This is a genomic window from Phenylobacterium sp. (assembly GCF_036264965.1).
Lineage (GTDB): Bacteria > Pseudomonadota > Alphaproteobacteria > Caulobacterales > Caulobacteraceae > Phenylobacterium.
Genome location: NZ_DATAPY010000108.1, coordinates 23,241 through 39,599 on the forward strand (window position 1 = coordinate 23,241; position 16,359 = coordinate 39,599).

18 protein-coding genes are annotated in these 16,359 nt (G+C 69.0%); 7 read left to right on the forward strand and 11 right to left on the reverse strand.

Annotated features, from left to right (window positions below):
* Window positions 1-15: 15 nt before the first annotated feature.
* Window positions 16-792: a molybdopterin-binding protein gene (locus tag VHS75_RS13815; protein ID WP_329639192.1), complete on the reverse strand. Its 777-nt coding sequence runs from the start codon at window positions 790-792 to the stop codon at window positions 16-18.
* Window positions 789-1,619 (reverse strand): cytochrome b/b6 domain-containing protein, encoded by an 831-nt coding sequence (locus VHS75_RS13820; RefSeq protein ID WP_329639193.1) that lies wholly within the window; start codon window positions 1,617-1,619, stop codon window positions 789-791. Before VHS75_RS13820 ends, VHS75_RS13815 begins: the two co-directional genes overlap by 4 nt.
* 138 nt (window positions 1,620-1,757) lie before the next feature.
* On the opposite strand from VHS75_RS13820, the gene VHS75_RS13825 reads away from it, so the two are divergent.
* Window positions 1,758-2,675 carry a thioesterase family protein gene (locus VHS75_RS13825; RefSeq protein WP_329639194.1) on the forward strand — a complete coding sequence of 306 codons (918 nt, stop codon included), beginning with the start codon at window positions 1,758-1,760 and terminating at the stop codon, window positions 2,673-2,675.
* Here the strand turns inward: VHS75_RS13825 and VHS75_RS13830 are convergent.
* Complete coding sequence (locus VHS75_RS13830; RefSeq protein WP_329639195.1) at window positions 2,672-3,547, reverse strand: alpha/beta hydrolase; 876 nt, start codon at window positions 3,545-3,547, stop codon at window positions 2,672-2,674. The genes VHS75_RS13825 and VHS75_RS13830 overlap by 4 nt on opposite strands.
* 54 nt (window positions 3,548-3,601) lie before the next feature.
* On the opposite strand from VHS75_RS13830, the gene VHS75_RS13835 reads away from it, so the two are divergent.
* A complete protein-coding gene (locus tag VHS75_RS13835) occupies window positions 3,602-4,048 on the forward strand; it encodes a DUF488 domain-containing protein (RefSeq protein WP_329639196.1) in 447 nt (148 codons plus the stop codon).
* Between the two features lie 45 nt (window positions 4,049-4,093).
* Here the strand turns inward: VHS75_RS13835 and VHS75_RS13840 are convergent, their stop codons facing one another.
* Window positions 4,094-5,308, reverse strand: coding sequence for a pentapeptide repeat-containing protein (locus VHS75_RS13840; protein ID WP_329639197.1), 1,215 nt, complete (start codon window positions 5,306-5,308; stop codon window positions 4,094-4,096).
* 231 nt (window positions 5,309-5,539) lie between these two features.
* Complete coding sequence (locus VHS75_RS13845; RefSeq protein ID WP_329639198.1) at window positions 5,540-6,220, reverse strand: CHAP domain-containing protein; 681 nt, start codon at window positions 6,218-6,220, stop codon at window positions 5,540-5,542.
* A 510-nt stretch (window positions 6,221-6,730) separates the two neighbouring features.
* Between VHS75_RS13845 and VHS75_RS13850 the strand changes: the two genes are divergently transcribed.
* Both VHS75_RS13850 and VHS75_RS13855 read left to right on the forward strand, forming a co-directional pair.
* Window positions 6,731-7,549: a TerC family protein gene (locus VHS75_RS13850; RefSeq protein WP_329639199.1), complete on the forward strand. Its 819-nt coding sequence runs from the start codon at window positions 6,731-6,733 to the stop codon at window positions 7,547-7,549.
* 57 nt (window positions 7,550-7,606) lie between these two features.
* Window positions 7,607-7,981: an AprI/Inh family metalloprotease inhibitor gene (locus VHS75_RS13855; RefSeq protein ID WP_329639200.1), complete on the forward strand. Its 375-nt coding sequence runs from the start codon at window positions 7,607-7,609 to the stop codon at window positions 7,979-7,981.
* A gap of 19 nt (window positions 7,982-8,000) precedes the next feature.
* Here VHS75_RS13855 and VHS75_RS13860 read toward each other — a convergent pair whose 3' ends face one another.
* A complete protein-coding gene (locus tag VHS75_RS13860) occupies window positions 8,001-10,163 on the reverse strand; it encodes a primosomal protein N' (RefSeq protein WP_329639201.1) in 2,163 nt (720 codons plus the stop codon).
* A gap of 68 nt (window positions 10,164-10,231) precedes the next feature.
* Here VHS75_RS13860 and fsa point away from each other — a divergent pair, with 68 nt between their 5' ends.
* The 3 genes from fsa to VHS75_RS13875 are packed head-to-tail and all read left to right on the forward strand — an operon-like array spanning window position 10,232 to window position 12,541.
* Window positions 10,232-10,885, forward strand: coding sequence for a fructose-6-phosphate aldolase (gene fsa, locus VHS75_RS13865; RefSeq protein ID WP_329639202.1), 654 nt, complete (start codon window positions 10,232-10,234; stop codon window positions 10,883-10,885).
* Between the two features lie 58 nt (window positions 10,886-10,943).
* Window positions 10,944-11,630 carry a DUF484 family protein gene (locus VHS75_RS13870; RefSeq protein ID WP_329639203.1) on the forward strand — a complete coding sequence of 229 codons (687 nt, stop codon included), beginning with the start codon at window positions 10,944-10,946 and terminating at the stop codon, window positions 11,628-11,630.
* Complete coding sequence (locus tag VHS75_RS13875) at window positions 11,627-12,541, forward strand: tyrosine recombinase XerC (RefSeq protein WP_329639204.1); 915 nt, start codon at window positions 11,627-11,629, stop codon at window positions 12,539-12,541. Before VHS75_RS13870 ends, VHS75_RS13875 begins: the two co-directional genes overlap by 4 nt.
* Here the strand turns inward: VHS75_RS13875 and VHS75_RS13880 are convergent.
* Genes VHS75_RS13880 through odhB form a run of 5 tightly spaced genes read right to left on the reverse strand, consistent with a single transcriptional unit; the run spans window position 12,507 to window position 16,271 of the window.
* A complete protein-coding gene (locus tag VHS75_RS13880; RefSeq protein WP_329639205.1) occupies window positions 12,507-12,803 on the reverse strand; it encodes a hypothetical protein in 297 nt (98 codons plus the stop codon). The two genes, VHS75_RS13875 and VHS75_RS13880, sit on opposite strands and share 35 nt — an antisense overlap.
* The gene (locus VHS75_RS13885; RefSeq protein ID WP_329639206.1) at window positions 12,800-13,078 is read right to left on the reverse strand and encodes a hypothetical protein; all 279 of its coding nucleotides are present in this window, start codon (window positions 13,076-13,078) and stop codon (window positions 12,800-12,802) included. The genes VHS75_RS13880 and VHS75_RS13885 overlap by 4 nt, the downstream gene beginning before the upstream one ends.
* 55 nt (window positions 13,079-13,133) lie before the next feature.
* Entirely contained in the window at window positions 13,134-13,601 is a 468-nt protein-coding gene (locus VHS75_RS13890; protein WP_329639207.1) for a GNAT family N-acetyltransferase, read from the reverse strand.
* On the reverse strand, window positions 13,583-14,992 hold the full coding sequence (gene lpdA, locus VHS75_RS13895; RefSeq protein ID WP_329639208.1) for a dihydrolipoyl dehydrogenase: 1,410 nt from the start codon (window positions 14,990-14,992) through the stop codon (window positions 13,583-13,585). The genes VHS75_RS13890 and lpdA overlap by 19 nt, the downstream gene beginning before the upstream one ends.
* 37 nt (window positions 14,993-15,029) lie before the next feature.
* Entirely contained in the window at window positions 15,030-16,271 is a 1,242-nt protein-coding gene (gene odhB / locus VHS75_RS13900; RefSeq protein WP_329639209.1) for a 2-oxoglutarate dehydrogenase complex dihydrolipoyllysine-residue succinyltransferase, read from the reverse strand.
* Between the last annotated feature and the right edge of the window lie 88 nt (window positions 16,272-16,359).

The following is a 16,359-nucleotide window of genomic DNA, read 5'->3' on the forward strand; positions in this document are numbered from 1 at the left end:
TGAGTCGCTACGCGCTCAGATTCCCGCGTACCACTCGTAGCCGCGGTCTTCCCAGAAGCCGCCGCCGCCGCGGCCCAGATGGCGGTAGTCCTCCACCGCCTCGAGCCGCATGATGTATTTAGCCTGCTTGTAGCCGAGCTGGCGCTCGACCCGCAGGCGCAGGGGCGCGCCATGCGCCACCGGCAGCGGCCGGTCGTTCATAGCATAGGCCAGGATGGTCTGCGGGTGATAGGCGTCGATCAGGTCGATGCTCTCGTAATAGACGCCCGTTCCGTCCAGCGTCTCTTCCAGCGTGTCGCCGCAGTGGAAGACGATATAGCGGGCGTTCTTCTTGAGGCCCGCCTGGTCGAGCAACGGGCCCAGCCGTGTCCCCGTCCACTTGGCGATCGACGACCAGCCTTCCACGCAGTCGTGGCGGGTGATCTGGGTGCGCGACGGCAGCGCGCGCAGGTCCGCGAGGCTGAGCGAAAGCGGCTTGTCGACCAGGCCGTCGATCACCAGGCGGTAGTCGGCGAAGGCCTTGGCCTTCAGCGCCAGATAGTCGGCGTCCTGCGGGTCGATCGAGCCGTTGGGCCGGAAATCCGGCGAGATGTCGGCAGGGGCGAATTCCCGCGCCAGGGCCTTGCGGTTGATCAGCAGGCGTTGCGCGCGTCGGGTTAGGCCTTCGGCGCTCTGCAGGACCGCGATCCCCTTGGGGCTGTTGGTGATCTTGTCGCAAGCGCCCAAGACAAGCGCCCCGGCCGAGGCCAGGCCGGCGCGCAGCCAGCCGCGGCGATTGGCGGAAAGGCTCATGCCGCGCCTCCGGTCTTGTCGCGCACGATGGCGTAGCGGCCGGTGATCATCGAGCGGATGTTGTTCCAGGTCCCCGAGGCCACCACCATGAACAGGTGCAGCAGGATGAAGCCCACAATGCTGAAGGCGGTCAGGAAGTGGATGGTCCGCGCCGACTGTCGCCCGCCAAAAAAGTCCACCAGCCAGGGCGCGCCGGCGTCGAACCCTGGCGACATGCAAAGCCCGGTCAGCACCATCAGCGGCAGCAGGATCGCGATGACCGCGAGATAGGCGCCCTTCTGCAGCACGTTGTAGTGGCGCGCGTCCTCGCCCTTGGGGAACTTCAGTTGCGCGTGGGTGACGATCTCATGCCAGACGTTCTTCGGCTTGAGGTCGGCCTTGGTGGGCGCCAGGTCCTTGACGATGTGGCCCCGGCTCAGGCCGACGAGCCAATAGACCAGCCCGTTCAGCACGAAGAGCCACGCGAAGAAGAAGTGCCAGTGGCGGCTGTCGGCCAGGTCGCGTTCGCTGGGCACCGTCGCCCAGGACGGGAAGGCCACGGGCTCGCGGGAGCCCGGCTTGCCGGAGTAGCCCAGGACGCCGGTGGTGTTGAACCTGGCCGAGCCGATCTGGGTGACACCCACCATGTCGGCGCCCTTCATCTCCGCGCCGATGGAGACCCAAGGCCGCGCGAAGGTCGATTTCTGGCCCCAGTAAAGCGCCGGATGGGCGCCGAAGATGTTCAGGCCGCTCATCAGCAGCAGGGTCAGCGCCAGGACATTGATCCAGTGGGTGATCCGCGTCACCGCCGCGTGGCGGTAGACCAGGACCTTCTGCGGATTGGCCATGTTCGCGAACGTTCCTCGCCCAAAGCCCGCTGACGAGCCGCCCTATCTGACACGAATCCCTATTCGGAGGCGAGACGGGCGAGGTTACAGGGGCTTCGGGCGCCCCTAGGCTGGGCGAGGCATTCGGGGAGGGGATCGTTGGGCGAAGCGGTGGAGGTCTGGCGGGGCAGCGTCGCCACGTGGGAATGCGACGCCATGGGCCACCTGAACGTCGGCTTCTACGTGGCCAAGGCCATGGAGGGGTTGGCGGGTCTGGCGGCGGAGCTGGGGATGCCGGGCGCCTTCGCCGCGGACGCGCGGGCGACCCTGATCGTGCGCGACCAGCACATCCGCTTCCTGCGCGAGGCCCGGCCCGGCGCGCCGCTGGTGATGTCCGGCGGGGTCGTGGAGATCGGCGAGAGCGAGGCGCGCCTACTGCTCCTGCTCCGCCATCGCAACGGCGAGCTGGCCGCCAGCTTCCAGACCGTGATCGCCCACGCCACCGTCCGCGACGGGCGGCCGTTCCCCTGGCCGGCGCGGGTGCTGGAGCGCGCTCAGGCCCTGGCCGTCGAGATCCCGCCGGAGGCTGCGGCGCGCAGCATTGGCCTGGAGCCGGTGACCAGCCGCGCGAGCCTTAAGCGGGCCGATGAGCTAGCCCTGCCGCGCACGGCGCTGGGGACCGTCAGCGCCGCCGATTGCGACATCTTCGGACGTATGCGCACCGAGCTGATGATGGCGCGGATCTCCGACGGCATTCCGCATCTCTTCGACGGCCGCCGCCCCGGCAGCGATGAAGCGGGCAAGCAGGCCGGCGGGGCGGCGCTGGAGTACCGGCTGATCCATCTGGACTGGCCCAGGGCCGGCGACCGGGTGGAGCTGCGTTCGGGCGCGTCCGGCGGCGACGCGCGCTTCCGCAAACTGACCCACTGGCTGCTGGACCCGCTGAGCGGCAAGGCCTGGGGCGTCGCCGAGGCAATCGCGGTCTCCTTCGATCTTGAGACCCGCAAGATGATCACCCTCAGCGGCGAGGCCCTGGCCGAAGCCAACGCCCGCATCGTGCCCGGCCTGACCCTCTAGAGCACCATGCAGGCGCGGAGTGTCGCGCGGACCAGCTCCGGACGCTCCATCGGCAGGAAGTGGGTCGTGCCGGGGACCGTCTCGATCCGCACCCGGTCGCCGAGCCGCGCCAGTTCGGCCTCGCGCCCTTCCAGCCGGAAGGTCGAGGCCACGTCCGCGCGCAAGACCCTGATCGGGCAGTGGCTCTCCGCGAAGGCCTTCCAGGGATCGTAGTTGTGGGTGCGGAAGTTGGACGCCTCCCAGTCCGGCGTGCAGGTCAGCGTCACCTCGCCGTCCGGCGTCTCGCGGAATCCGGCCTCGATGTAGTCAAGCAGTTGCGCCTCGCTCCAGCTCCTGAAGGCGCCGCGGCCCAGGTAGGCTTCGAACACGGCCTGGCGGCTCGGGAAGGTCGCCCGGCGGCGAACGGCGGCGGCCACCAACGGCGATTCCGCCGTCCCCGCGCCCTGGGCCTCCACCGGAAAGATCACGGGATCGAACAGAGCCAGAGCCCGGACGCGGGCCGGCTCAGCCGCCGCGGCCAGCAGGCTGGAGGTCCCGCCCATGGAATGGCCCGCCAGCACCACCGGCGCCTCGCAGGCCGCCGCCAGCAGAGCCAGGAGGTCGTCGCGGAACTCCAGCCAACCCTGGCGGCCTCCGATCACCGCCGGCAGCGTGCTCGCCCCGTGGCCGCGCAGGTCGAGGGCCAGGATGCGCAGGTCCGCCGCCAAGGGCTCAAGAATTGTGCGGTAGGTGCGGCCATTGAAGCCGTTGGCGTGTGAAAAGACGATGTCGACCGGCCGGTCCGTCGGCCCGAGCTCCAACGCCGCCACCGCGCCGCCGCGCGCCGGCAGCGGGATCATCCGCAGCTGCGGCTCTTCAACACTGGAACTCATCGCGCTCCCCGGCTTACGCTCCCCATATAGCCGGGGCTGCGCCGAGGAGAAGCCATGAAGCTCGCGACCATCGGCTATGAGAAGGAAACCCAAGCCGTCGTCATCGGCAAGCTGAAGGACGCCGGTGTGGAGCTGGTGGTCGACGTCCGCGCCGTGGCGTCGTCGCGCCGGGCCGGCTTCTCCAAGACCCTGCTCAGCGCCAGCCTGAACGAGGCCGGCATCGGCTATGTGCACCTGCGCCAGCTCGGCACGCCGAAGCCCGGCCGGGACGCGGCGCGCAAGGGCCACATCGCCGCGATGCACGAGATCTTCCACGCCCACATGGTCGAGCCGGGCGCCCAGCTGGAACTGGCCAAGGCCACCGAGTTCGCGCGCGGCAAAAAGGTCGCCCTGCTCTGCTATGAGGCCGATGCGGCGGGGTGCCACCGCACCATCCTGGCCAACTGGATCTGCGAAGACCTGAGCGCCGAGGTCGGGGGCTGTGAGATCGAGAACTTGTGACCCTCCTCTCCCCCGACGCGTAGCGCGAGGGGAGAGGCGACGCCTCTAGACTTCCAGCTCGGCGTCCGTCAGGTCGCAGCCGGCGAGGTTTGCGCCGTTCATATCGGCTTCCAGGAAGCGGGCGCGGTGCGCATGGGCGCCGCGCAGGTCGGCGCCGCGCAGGACGGCGCGGGTGAAGTCGGTGCGCACGAAACGGCCGTTGCCGATCGTCAGGGGGCCAAGCTTGGCCCCCCGCAGGTCGGCGCGCGTGAAGGACGCGCCGGAAAGCTTGGCGCCGCGAAGGTCAGTGTCGCGCAGGTCGCAGCCGCGGAGGTCGCCGCCCGACAAGTCTGCGCCCTGCAACTGAGCGCCTTGCAGATCGAGCCCGAAGAAGACGCCGTTGCGCGCCACCAGCGCGGTCAGCCGGCGGCCCTTCAAGCTCTTCATCGGACGGAAGTCGACGCCGCTCATCTCGATCACCGAGCCGCGGGCGCCGCTGGAATCGCAGAAGGCCTCATGCTCGGCCAGCACCTTGTCGAGCGGACGGTTGTCGACCATCACCACCGGCGGCGGCGCGCGCAGCACATCGCTCATGTCGACGTCGTCGAGGATGGTGTGACTGAGGTTCGCGCCGGAGAGCACCGCGCGCTTCATCGAGGCACCCGACAGGTCTGCGCCGGAAAGGTCAGCGCCGGTCAGGTCGGCCCCGTCCAGCACCGCGCGGGTCAGCTTGGCGCCGGCCATCTGGGCGCCGGAGAGGTTGGCGTCGGTGAAGTCGCTGGACATGGCCACCGCGCCCGCCATTTGGGCGCCGGCCAGGTTCGCGCCCGACAGGATGGCGTAGTTCAGCTCGCCCGGGCGGTGTTCGTGACGCAGGATGCGGAAGCCGTCGAGCTTGTCCTGCAGGGCGATGCGGCCCTCGCGCAGGTCGCAGCCGGGCAGTTCGGCGCCGGCCAGATTGGCCCCACGCAGGCAGGCGCCGCGCAGATCGGCCCGGCTGAGGTTAGCGCGGCGCAGGTCGGCTTCGCGCAGATCAGCGCCGAACAGGATGCCGCGGGTCAGGTTGGCGCGGGCGAGGCTCGCGCCGTGGAAATTGGCCCCCGCGAAGTCGGCCTCGCGCAGGTCGAGGCCCTCCAGCGTGCAGTTGGAGAGGTCCGCATAGGTCAGGCTGAGGCGCCGTCCGCCGGAACGGCCGCCCAGATAGCGCTGGTGCGCTTCGACGGCCTCTCGCAACGCCTGGGCGTCGAGGGCCAGATGGTGGGGCTGGGCTTGGGATGCCATGGATGACCTTTGCAGGGTCAAACTGCGCCCGCGTCACTTAAAGAACGGTTGCGTATAGCCTCTCGAAGATCGGGTTATTTCAGAACCAGCCGCGGCGCTTGAACCACGGCGCCGGCATGATCGCCGAAATCGCCATCAAGCACAGCGCCGAAGGCGTTTAAGCCTGCAAGCCCTCCACGAGCGCTCCTACTGGAGCCCCGGCGGGATCCGTCAATTCGTGGATGACCGAAGCTAGTTGCTCGGCGCGTCGCCGCGGGTGGCCTTGGCGATCAGCGCCGCGATGCGGTCAGTGGAGTCGGCCGCCTGGGTCAGCATCTGCAGCGGGCCGGAGCCAGGACGCACGGCCGAGGCCATGTGGCTGGCGGCGGACTGGGCCATGGCGATGGCGGTGTTCTCGGCGTTGGAGACGCCGGTCGACGCCATGATCTTGGCCGTGGCGTCCTGATAGATGAAGCCATAGGTCTGATAGGTGGAACCGCCCAGGTCACGGCTGGGGTCGTACCAGACCTTCACCTGGCTCCAATTGCCCTCGGGCGAGACGTCCACGAGGGTCACGTCCTTCTCGACCTTGCCGCGCGAACCCTCGATGGGCGACCAGTTGGCGTGGGTGATCTGGACGATACGGTCGGTGAGCACCTCGGAGACCACGGCCACGTGGCCAAGGCGCATGCGCTCGGTGGGCTTGAAGCAGAGGACGGCGCCGGCCTTGGGCTGGAAGCCCTCTTCGTACTTGCCGAGGGCCTGCTGCCACCAAGTGTAGGCGTCGCCGAAAATCTGGATGCCGGACACCAAGCGCGCGAAGGGAACGCACTGCCAGTAGGTCTCGGCTACCGCCCCACCGAAGCTGGGGGCGAGGCTCATAACCGCCGCGACGGCGAGGGAACCCAGCAGGGTTCTCGTCCGCTTAAGCATGTTTCTGGAACTCCCCGGAACGCACTGAATGGGAGATAACCCTATCTGCGTTTAAGTGAAAAGAGGGTTTAGATTTGAACGAAAGATAGCCGCGTGCGGACTATCTCGACCTTCACCATGGGGATTGGCTGAATAGTTGCCAATTTCGAGAGTTGACAAGAAAAATCTGAAAATCAATCCCACCGGATAAAGATATCAATCCCACCCAATCCGTCTTTGCGACATCGCTATATCTGTTTTGTCGCAGACTATTATCTTTGATTTACGCTGTACGTATTATTCTGTACTTGAATCACGCGCCTGTAACGGAATGAAACAAGAGGTCGCGCCGGCTGGCAAGGTGTTCGCGTTTGACGCGAATTTCGCTGCCTGCAGGATCACAAGTTTGCGACACAGGCGCCGCGGCGCCCGGATCGCCCGCGAATCAAGCAAATCGGCCGGATCGGCGGTCTCTAGCCCACGCGGACCAATGCGCTAGAAGTCCCTGGAGGCGGCCGGAAGGGACGACAGATGGGTGATGTTGCGGGCGGACTCGCCACGCTGCTGGTGAGTCCCGAGGCCTGGATCGCCCTCGTCACGCTGATCGTCATGGAAGTGGTGCTGGGCGTCGACAATCTGGTGTTCGTCGCCCTGCTCTCCAACAAACTTCCCGAAGCGACCCGCGGCCGCGCCCGGCGGATCGGCATCGGCCTGGCGCTGGTGCTGCGGCTGGTGCTGCTGTCGGGCATCGCCTTCATCGTCGGCCTGACCAAGCCCGTCCTGGTGCTGCCCTTCCCGGTTCCGTCCCTGGCTGACGGCCACACCATGGTCGATCCCAGCTTTTCCTGGCGCGACCTGATCCTGCTGGCCGGCGGCCTGTTCCTGGTCTGGAAGGCGACCAGTGAGATCCACCACACCGTTGATCCGGAAGAAACCACGGATCTGCTCGACAAGAAGGGACGCGCGGTCCTCAGCTTCGGCGCGGCCATTGTGCAGATCCTGGCTCTGGACGTCGTGTTCTCGATCGACTCGATCCTGACGGCGGTCGGCATGACCGAGCATCTGCCGATCATGATGGCCGCGGTCGTCATCGCCGTGGGCCTGATGCTGGTGGCCGCCGGGCCGCTCGCCCGGTTCATCCACGACAATCCCAGCGTGGTGATGCTGGCGCTGGGCTTCCTGCTGCTGATCGGCGCGACCCTGATCGCCGAAGCGTTCGGGGTGCATGTGCCCAAGGGCTACATCTACGCCGCTATGGCTTTCTCGGGCCTCGTCGAGGGGCTCAACATGGTCTCGCGGCGCAAGCGCCAGGCCGGCAAGCCGCCGTCGGACGGCCCGACCCTCCACTAGCTCCGCGCAACTCCAGCCCGGCGACCGGCGTTTGGTCCCCGCAGACTGGAGTAAGTCATGAGAATCCTGAGCATCGCTTCGTGCCTGGCGGGGGCCGTCTTGTTCGCCACCGCCTCCCTGGCCGTCGCGCTGGCCGAGGACAATGAGGCCGGCGTGCCCCTGACGCCCAAGGAAGCCGTCGGCGCCTGGACCGTCTCATCCGGCGGCCAGGACCTCTGCGTCCTGACCCTGGGCGCCGCCCACACCGTGAAGGCCGCCTCGAGCTGCGGCGACGCCCTGCCCGGCGCCCCGACCGCCTGGCAACCCACCAGCGACGGCATGCAGTTGATGAGCGGCGGCCAGCAGCTCTTGGCGTTCCACCGCTGGAGCAACAGCCTGTTCGTCTCGCACCGGGCTAGCGGCGTCGATATCCAGCTTCGCCGGAACTATTAGAGGCCGCGATCGGCGGGCGTCACAGGAAGCTGTACGGATCGATGTCGATGGCCACCCGGATCGCGGCCGGCGGCTTCACGCGCGCCCGCCAGGTGGCCATGTAGGCCGACAGGTCCACCGCCCGGTCCGCCCGCACCAGGAACCGCTTGCGGCGGCGTCCGCGCACCAGGCTGAGCGGCGCATCCGCCGGTCCGTAGACCTCGACTCCCGCTGAATTGGGCGCGGCCTGGGCCATGGCTTGGGCGAAGGCCTCAAGCTGGGCCGGGTCGATCCCAGAGATCACCACCGCCGCCAGCCGGCCGAACGGCGGCAGCCCCGCCAGCTCACGCTCGGCCATCTCCGCCTCGACAAAGGCGTCGCGGTCCTGGGCGGCCAGGGCCTGCATCACCGCATGCTCCGGCGCCCAGGTCTGCAGGAGCGCGCGGCCGGGCTTGTCCTTGCGCCCGGCGCGGCCGGTGGCCTGGGCCAGCAGTTGATAGGTCCGCTCGGCCGCCCGCAGATCGCCGCCGCGTAAGCCCAGGTCCGCATCCACCACGCCGACCAGGGTCAAGTCCGGGAAGTTGTGGCCCTTGGCGGCGGCCTGGGTGGCGACGAGGATATCGATCTGGCCATCCGCCATAGCCTCGATCAGCCGGCGGCCCTCGCGGGCGTCGAAGGCGGTGTCCGACGAGAAGACCGCCACGCGCGCCTGCGGGAACAGGGATCGCGCCTCCTCCTCCACCCGCTCAACCCCGGGGCCGATGGAGACCAGGGCGTCGTGCGCGCCGCAGTGCGGGCAGGCCTTGGGCTTGGGCATCGAAAAGCCGGTCAGGTGGCAGACCAGGCGGCCGGAGTAGCGATGCTCCACCAGCCAGCTGTCGGTGTCCGGCGCGGTCATCCGCTCGCCGCAGGCCTTGCACAGCACCAGCGGCGCATAGCCCCGGCGATTGAGGAACAACAGCGTCTGTTCGCCCCGCGCGAAGGTCTCGCCCATGGCCTTGACCAGCGGCGGCGACAGCCAGCGGCCGTGATCCGGCGGGGTCTCGCGCAGGTCGATCAGCGAGATGTCCGGCAGACGCGCCTCGCCGTGCCGGGCCGACAACCGCAGCCAGCGATAACGCCCTTGTTCGGCGTTCCGCAAGCTCTCCAGCGATGGCGTGGCCGAGGCCAGGACCACGGCGGCGTTCTCGATCTTGCCCCGCGCTACGGCCAGGTCGCGGGCCTGGTAGATGAAGCCCTCCTCCTGCTTGAAGGAGGCGTCATGCTCCTCGTCGACGACGATCAGCTTCAGGTCGCCGAACGGCAGGAACAGCGCCGAGCGGGCGCCGACGACGATCCGGCAGCGGCCGGTGGCCACCGCCTCCCAGACCCGCCGCCGCGCCGGTGGGGTGACGTCGGAGTGCCATTCCCCCGGCTCAGCCCCGAACCGCTCGGCGACGCGGGCGATCACCGCCTGGGTGAGCGCGATCTCCGGCAAGAGGATCAGCACCTGCGCCGTCTCGCGGGCGGCCAGCGCCGCGGCGGCGGCCTCCAGATAGACCTCGGTCTTGCCCGAGCCGGTGACCCCGTCGAGCAGCGCGACGTTGAAACCGCCCCCGCCCAGCATGGCCTTCAGCTCATTCGCTGCAGCGGCCTGACTGAGGTTGAGCGCGGCGCCCGCACGGACCGGATCGGGCGGGTCGAACCGCGCCACGGCCTCGACCAGCCGCACCGCCAGAACGCTCTCGTCGATCAACCCCTTGACCACGCCGGCGCCCACGCCCGCCGCGCGGGCCAGGTCGGGCGGGCTCAGCGCCCCAGCCGCGGCGGCCTCCAGCACCTTCGTCCGCGCCGGCGTCGGGCGCGCCGGGTGCACGCCGGTCAGCTCCACGATACGCACCGGCTTCGGCTTGGGCGCCCGCGCCCCGCGCAAGGCGATGGCCAGCGGCTGGCCCGGCCAGTCCACAGCATAGCGCGCCGCCCACTGCACGAACTCGACGGTGCCTGGCGGCAACGGCGGCTCCTCCAGCCGGCTCTCCAAAAGCTTCAGCGGCCGGTTGCCGCCCACGGCGTCGCGCAGGCCGACCACCACGCCACGCAGCAGCCGCGGGCCCAGCGGCGCGGCCACCTGATCGCCCAACTCCAGGCCCATGCCCTCAGGCTCGGCGTAGTCGAACGCCTCGGGCAGGGGCATCGGCAGGAGAACGGAAGCGATACGGCTCATCTAAAGGGGTTTTGCGCGCATCTCCCCTGCCGCTACAAGCATCGTCCACATTCCCCGGGGTCTTTCCGATGCAGCTCTTCCTCGACACCACCGACGTGGCCGTCCTCAGGGACCTCGCCGCCACCGGCCTGGTGGACGGCGTCACCACCAATCCGACCCTGATCGCCAAATCGGGCCGCCCGATGCTGAAGGTGATCGAGGAGATCTGCGCCGCTATCGACGGCCCGGTCAGCGCCGAGGTCGCCGCCATGGACACCGCCGGCATGATGGACGAAGGCCGCAAGCTGGCCTCCATCGCGCCGAACGTCGTGGTCAAGGTGCCGCTGACCCGCGACGGCCTGATCGCCACGCGCGAGTTCGCCCACGAGGGCATCGCCACCAACGTCACCCTGTGCTTCTCCGCGGCCCAGGCCCTCTTGGCCGCTAAGGCCGGCGCGACCTACATCTCGCCGTTCATCGGCCGGCTGGACGACCACGGCGCCGATGGCATGGACCTGATCGTCGAGATCCGCGCGATCTACGACAACTACGACTTCGACACCGAGATCCTGGCCGCCTCGATCCGCAGCCCGGGCCATGTGACCACCGCCGCTCTGGCTGGGGCCGACTGCGCCACGATCCCGCCCGACGTGTTCAACGCCCTCTTCAAGCACCCGTTAACCGAACGGGGCCTTGATCAGTTCATGGCGGACTGGGCCAAGACGGGTCAGTCGATTTTGTAAGCGCGCGTTTCCAGGCGAAGCCGTCCGGAAGAGCGCCAAGTAAAAACCGGGGAATGGCATGGACGGGTCACAGGGCGATCTCTACGAGCCCCGTCTGCAGGCCAGCGACGTGCGCCGCTTCCTCTCGGACAATCCGGAATTCCTGACCGGCGACGATGGCCTGCTGGACGAGCTCGGCCTGAAGGTCGCCGCCGGCGGCAACGTCGTCGAGTTCGCCCCCGCCGCCATGGCCCGGATTCATGCGGCCCATCAGCAGGAAGCCAGCCAGCGCCAATATCTGGAAGAGACCGCGCGGGCCAACTTCTCCGCCCAGGCCCAGGCGCACGGCGCGGTCGTTGACCTGCTCGACGCCCGCAACCACTCCGACCTCGCCCGCCGCGTCGACGACCTGGCGCAGCAGCGTTTCGGCCTAGCAGCCGGCGTCATCGCCCTGGAGATCGACGGCCATCCGCCGGCAGGCTGGAAGATGCTGGTCGAGGGCCAGGTGGACATGATCCTGGGCGGGTCGCAGCGGCTGGCCCGCATGGGCTTCGCGCCCACCGCGCTCGGCCTGTTCGGCGAGCGGGCGGAGGCCATCGCGTCCATGGCCATGGTGCGCATGGCGATCTGGGAGCCGTCGCGCCAGGGCCTGCTGGCCTTCGGTTCGACCGATCCGCAAGGCTTCACCGAGGACATGGGGACCGAGCTGGTCGCCTTCCTCGCCCGCGTGGTCGAGCGCACCGCCGAGCGCTGGCCGCTGTTGTGACCGCGCAAGAGGCCCTGGCGCTCTGGCTGGAGCACCTGGCCCACGAGCGCCGCTCTTCCCCGCGCACGTTGGAGGCCTATGGCTTCGCCGCGCGCCGCTACATCGCCTTCCTGGAACAGCATCGCGGCGAGGCCATCACCCTGGCCGTTCTCGGCGAGATCACCGCCGGCGAGGTCCGCGCCTGGCTGGCGCACCTGCGCCAGGGTGACAGGCCGCTGTCGCCGCGCTCGCTCAGCCAGGCGCTGTCGGCGATCCGCACCTTCCACCGCTTCCTGGACCGCCGGCTGGATGCGCCCAACGCCGCCATCGCCCTGGTCCGCGGTCCCCGGGTGAAGCCCGGCGCGCCCCGGCCGGTCAGCGAGGACCAGGCCCGTGGAATGCTGGCCGAACCTGGCCTCGACCCCGACCGCGAGGACTGGGAGGCCGCCCGGGACGAGGCGGTGCTGACCCTGCTCTACGGCTGCGGCCTGCGGATCTCCGAGGCCCTGTCGCTGAGACGCTCCGACGCGCCGTTCCCGGACAGCCTTCGTATCCTGGGCAAGGGCTCCAAGACGCGGATCGTGCCGGTGCTGCCGGCAGTCCGCGACGCTACGGCGGCCTATCTCGCCGAGGTTCCCTTTACGCTGGCGCCGGAGGAGCCGCTGTTCCGCGCCAAGCGCGGCGGCCCCTTAAGCCCGCGGCACGTCCAGGCGACCGTCCAGAACCTCAGAAGCCGCCTCGGCATGCCGGCCAGCGCTACGCCGCACGCGCTGCGTCACTCCTTCGCCACGCACCTCCTGGGCGCCGGCGCCGATCTGCGCTCGATCCAGGAACTGCTGGGGCACGCCTCGCTCTCGACCACCCAGCGCTACACCCAGGTCGACGCCGCGGCCCTGCTCAGCGCCTATTCGAAGGCGCATCCTCACGCTTAGCGGCGGGGTCGGCAGCGCCCGGCTCTAGGCTCGGGTGATAGCCGACGGGCGTCGGGACCGAGCATCCATTGAGTTCCCGGAACACCGCATACTGCAGCCCGCCGACGAGGCGGCCCTTGAGCGCCACCTGTTGGCGCGCGACCTCCGCCTCCACGACGGGGCCGCAGTAGCTCGGCTGGTGATAGAGGTTGGGCGTCCGCTCGGCTGTGGGCGGCAGCGCGGCGCCGCCGATCGTTGCGGCGGCGAGCAGGGGCAGGATCATCGGGCAGCCTCCACAAGGCAGAGTTGGCCGTTCGGATAGTCGATCCAGTTCTTCAGACCATGCGCCGGGCGGTCGCCCTTGCGGTAGAGAGCCGCCGGCTCGGCCAGCGACACCTCAAGACGGCCGGCGTTGGGGCCGCCGCAGACCCCCTTCTTGGGCAGCGCGCGGATAATCTCCGACGACCGGGTCTGCGAGGCGGCGTCGAAGAGCTGGACAGCCGGCGCGGCGGGCAAGGCCTGGGCGCTGAGCTGGGCGGCGAGGAGCAGGGCGATCATGGCGCGGTCTCCGGTGCGTACCGCGAGGCTCTCACCGCCGGCGTCCGGCGCCAAGTTAACTCTTGGAAGGAGTCCCCGGGCGCACCAACCGCAGCCAGGCGATGTCCGAACCCGGATCGCGGCCATGTTCGGTGCAGAGGAAGCCCTCGCGGCGGTAGAAGGCCTGGGCGCGCAGGTTGGGCGCCTGCACCTTCAGCGACAGCGGTCCGCGGGTCGTAGCGGCGATGTGGTCGAGGAGCGCCTTGCCGACACCGTGGCCTCGCGCCTCCACATAGAGCGAGTGCAGGAAATTCTGCGGCCGGTAGAAGCCGGCGATCCCCAGGATCGTGCGGCCCTCGACGGCGACATAGATCTCCTCATCCCGGGCGGCGCGCAGGAAATCCTCGCGCTTGTGCCGTTCGGGCGGAAGCCAGGTGAAGGTCTCGCACAGCACCCGCACATAGAGGTCCGCGCAAGCGCCGAGCTCGTCGGACCTGGCGTGGCGGAGCTCCATCGCGGCCGGCGTCAGGCCTGCATGGTCCACCCCTCGACGCCCATGGCCGCCTGGCGCAGGGCCTCGGAGCGGGTGGGGTGCGCGTGGCAGGTACGGGCCACGTCCTCGGACGCGGCGCGGAACTCCATGGCCACGCAGTACTCGCCGATCATCTCGCTGACCGAGGGGCCGATCAGGTGGGCGCCCAGGACCTCGTCGGTGACCGCGTCGGCCAGGATCTTCGCGAAGCCCTCGGTCTCGTGGTTGATCTTGGCGCGGGCGTTGGCGGTGAAGGGGAACTTGCCCACCTTGTAAGCGCGGCCCTCCGCCTTCAGCTCCTCCTCGGTCTTGCCGACCCAGGCGACCTCAGGGGCGGTGTAGACCACGCTCGGGATGATACCGTAGGCCACATGGCCCGCCTTGCCGGCGATGGTCTCGATGCAGGCCACCGCCTCGTCTTCGGCTTTGTGGGCCAGCATCGGGCCATGAGTCACGTCGCCGATCGCCCAGACGCCCGGCGCGGAGGTCTTCCAGTGGTCGGTCTCGATGAAGCCGCGGGTGTCCGGCGTGATGCCGACGCTCTCCAGGCCCAGGCCCTCGGTGTAGGGCTTGCGCCCGATCGCCAGCAGCACGTAGTCGGCCTCCAGCGTCTCGGCGTCGCCGCCCGCCACCGGTTCGACGGTCAGGCTGACGCCGGTCTTCGAGGTCTTGGCGCCGGTCACCTTGCTGGAGAGCTTGAAGACCATCCCCTGCTTGGTCAGCGATCGCTGGAAGGTCTTGGCGACCTCTGCGTCCATGCCGGGTGTGATGCGGTCGAGGAATTCCACCACCGTCACCTGGGCGCCCAGCCTGCGCCAGACCGAGCCCAGCTCCAGGCCGATGATGCCGGCCCCGATCACCAGCAGGGACTTCGGGACTTCCGGCAGCGAGAGCGCGCCGGTGGAATCGACGATCCGCTTCTGGTCCACCGTCACCCCCGGCAGGCCCGACGGCAGCGAGCCGGTGGCGATGACGATGTTCTTGGCCTCCAGCGCGGTCACCGCGCCATCAGGACCAGTTAGATCGACCTTGCCCGGTCCGGTGATCTTGCCGGTCCCGTGCAGCCACTCGACCTTGTTCTTCCTGAACAGGAACTCGATGCCCTTGGTCAGCTGGCCGACCGAGGTCGCCTTCTGGGCCATCATCTGAGTCAGGTTCAGCTTCGGCTTCACGTCGATGCCCAGCTCGGCGAAGTGGTTGGCCGCCGCGTCATACATCTCCGACGCATGCAGCAGGGCCTTCGACGGCATGCAGCCGACGTTCAGGCAGGTGCCGCCCAGCGTCGCGCCCCCGTCGATCCCCTTGTCGACACAGGCGACCTTCAGCCCAAGCTGGCCCGCGCGGATCGCGGCGTTGTAGCCGCCGGGGCCGCCGCCGATGATGATGACGTCGTATTGAGCCATTCTAGCTTTCCAAATCTGTCGGTGCGGTCCGTGGGCGTCAGAGGTCCAGCAGCAGGCGCTGCGGCTCTTCGATGGCTTCCTTGACGTGGACCAGGAAGGTCACCGCGCCCTGGCCGTCGACCACGCGGTGATCGTAGCTGAGCGCCAGGTACATCATCGGCCGGATCACCACCTGGCCGCCGATGGCCATGGGGCGCTCCTGGATCTTGTGCATCCCGAGGATGCCCGACTGCGGGGCGTTGAGGATCGGCGTCGACATCAGCGAGCCGTAGACCCCGCCGTTGGAGATGGTGAAGGTGCCGCCCTGCAGGTCTTCCAGCGCCAGCTGGCCGTCGCGGGCCTTCTTGCCCAGCGCGCCGATGGCCTTTTCGATGTCGGCTAGGCTCATGGCGTCGACGTCTCGGACCACTGGCGTCACCAGCCCGCGCTCTGTGCCGACGGCGACCGAGATATCGTAGTGGTTCTTATAGATCAGGTCCTGGCCGTCGATCTCGGCGTTGACCTCGGGGACCATCTTCAGGGCGTGGGTCACGGCGCGCACGAAGAAGCTCATGAAGCCGAGCTTCACCCCGTGGGTCTTCTCGAAGACGTCCTTGTACTGGTTGCGCAGCGCCATGACCGCGGTCATGTCCACCTCGTTGAAGGTGGTCAGCATGGCGGCGTTGTTCTGGGCTTCCTTCAGACGGCGCGCGATGGTCTGGCGCAGGCGCGTCATGCGGACGCGTTCTTCGCGCTCGTGGACTTCACGCGGCGAGGCGGGAGCCGACGGCGCGGGCGCCGGCGCCTTGGCGCGGGCCTCCAGGGCGGCGAGCGCGTCGCCCTTGGTGATGCGGCCGTCCTTGCCGGTGCCGGCGATCGCCGAGGCGTCGAGCTTGTTCTCTTCCACGACGCGCTGAGCCGAGGGCGCAAGCACCGGTTCGGCGGCGGCCTTGGCCGGCGCGGGGGCAGGTTCCGGCGCCGGAGCAGGGGCGGCTGCCTTCGCGGGCTCAGGCGCCTTGGCCGGTTCCGGAGCCTTGGGCGGCGCGGTGGCCTTGGGCGCGGCGGCGCCCTCGGTGATCTTGCCCAGTACGGCGCCGGGCTCGACCGTGGCGCCTTCCTCGGCGTTGATCTCGGAGAGCGTGCCGTCGGAGGGCGCGGCGACCTCCAGGCTCACCTTGTCGGTTTCCAGCTCGACGAGGATCTCATCCTTGCGCACCGCATCGCCGGCCTTCTTGGTCCAGCGCGCCACCGTCGCTTCGGTGACGGACTCGCCCAGCGCTGGCGTCATGATGTCGGCCATAGGGAATGCGCTCCTTAGATCTTAGGACTGTCGTTCGGGATTTCAGGCGAAGGCTTCGGTGAGGAAGGCTTCGAGTTCTTTCATGTGG

Excerpts from the sequence above, each read along its gene's own strand:
- VHS75_RS13885 (WP_329639206.1), bottom strand. The coding sequence starts at position 13,078 with ATGATCGCCCTGCTCCTCGCCGCCCAGCTCAGCGCCCAGGCCTTGCCC.
- odhB (WP_329639209.1), bottom strand. The coding sequence starts at position 16,271 with ATGGCCGACATCATGACGCCAGCGCTGGGCGAGTCCGTCACCGAAGCG.
- VHS75_RS13815 (WP_329639192.1), bottom strand. The coding sequence starts at position 792 with ATGAGCCTTTCCGCCAATCGCCGCGGCTGGCTGCGCGCCGGCCTGGCC.
- VHS75_RS13845 (WP_329639198.1), bottom strand. The coding sequence starts at position 6,220 with ATGCTTAAGCGGACGAGAACCCTGCTGGGTTCCCTCGCCGTCGCGGCG.
- VHS75_RS13870 (WP_329639203.1), top strand. The coding sequence starts at position 10,944 with ATGGACGGGTCACAGGGCGATCTCTACGAGCCCCGTCTGCAGGCCAGC.
- VHS75_RS13840 (WP_329639197.1), bottom strand. The coding sequence starts at position 5,308 with ATGGCATCCCAAGCCCAGCCCCACCATCTGGCCCTCGACGCCCAGGCG.
- VHS75_RS13830 (WP_329639195.1), bottom strand. The coding sequence starts at position 3,547 with ATGAGTTCCAGTGTTGAAGAGCCGCAGCTGCGGATGATCCCGCTGCCG.
- VHS75_RS13855 (WP_329639200.1), top strand. The coding sequence starts at position 7,607 with ATGAGAATCCTGAGCATCGCTTCGTGCCTGGCGGGGGCCGTCTTGTTC.
- VHS75_RS13820 (WP_329639193.1), bottom strand. The coding sequence starts at position 1,619 with ATGGCCAATCCGCAGAAGGTCCTGGTCTACCGCCACGCGGCGGTGACG.
- VHS75_RS13835 (WP_329639196.1), top strand. The coding sequence starts at position 3,602 with ATGAAGCTCGCGACCATCGGCTATGAGAAGGAAACCCAAGCCGTCGTC.
- lpdA (WP_329639208.1), bottom strand. The coding sequence starts at position 14,992 with ATGGCTCAATACGACGTCATCATCATCGGCGGCGGCCCCGGCGGCTAC.
- fsa (WP_329639202.1), top strand. The coding sequence starts at position 10,232 with ATGCAGCTCTTCCTCGACACCACCGACGTGGCCGTCCTCAGGGACCTC.
- VHS75_RS13850 (WP_329639199.1), top strand. The coding sequence starts at position 6,731 with ATGGGTGATGTTGCGGGCGGACTCGCCACGCTGCTGGTGAGTCCCGAG.
- VHS75_RS13860 (WP_329639201.1), bottom strand. The coding sequence starts at position 10,163 with ATGAGCCGTATCGCTTCCGTTCTCCTGCCGATGCCCCTGCCCGAGGCG.
- VHS75_RS13880 (WP_329639205.1), bottom strand. The coding sequence starts at position 12,803 with ATGATCCTGCCCCTGCTCGCCGCCGCAACGATCGGCGGCGCCGCGCTG.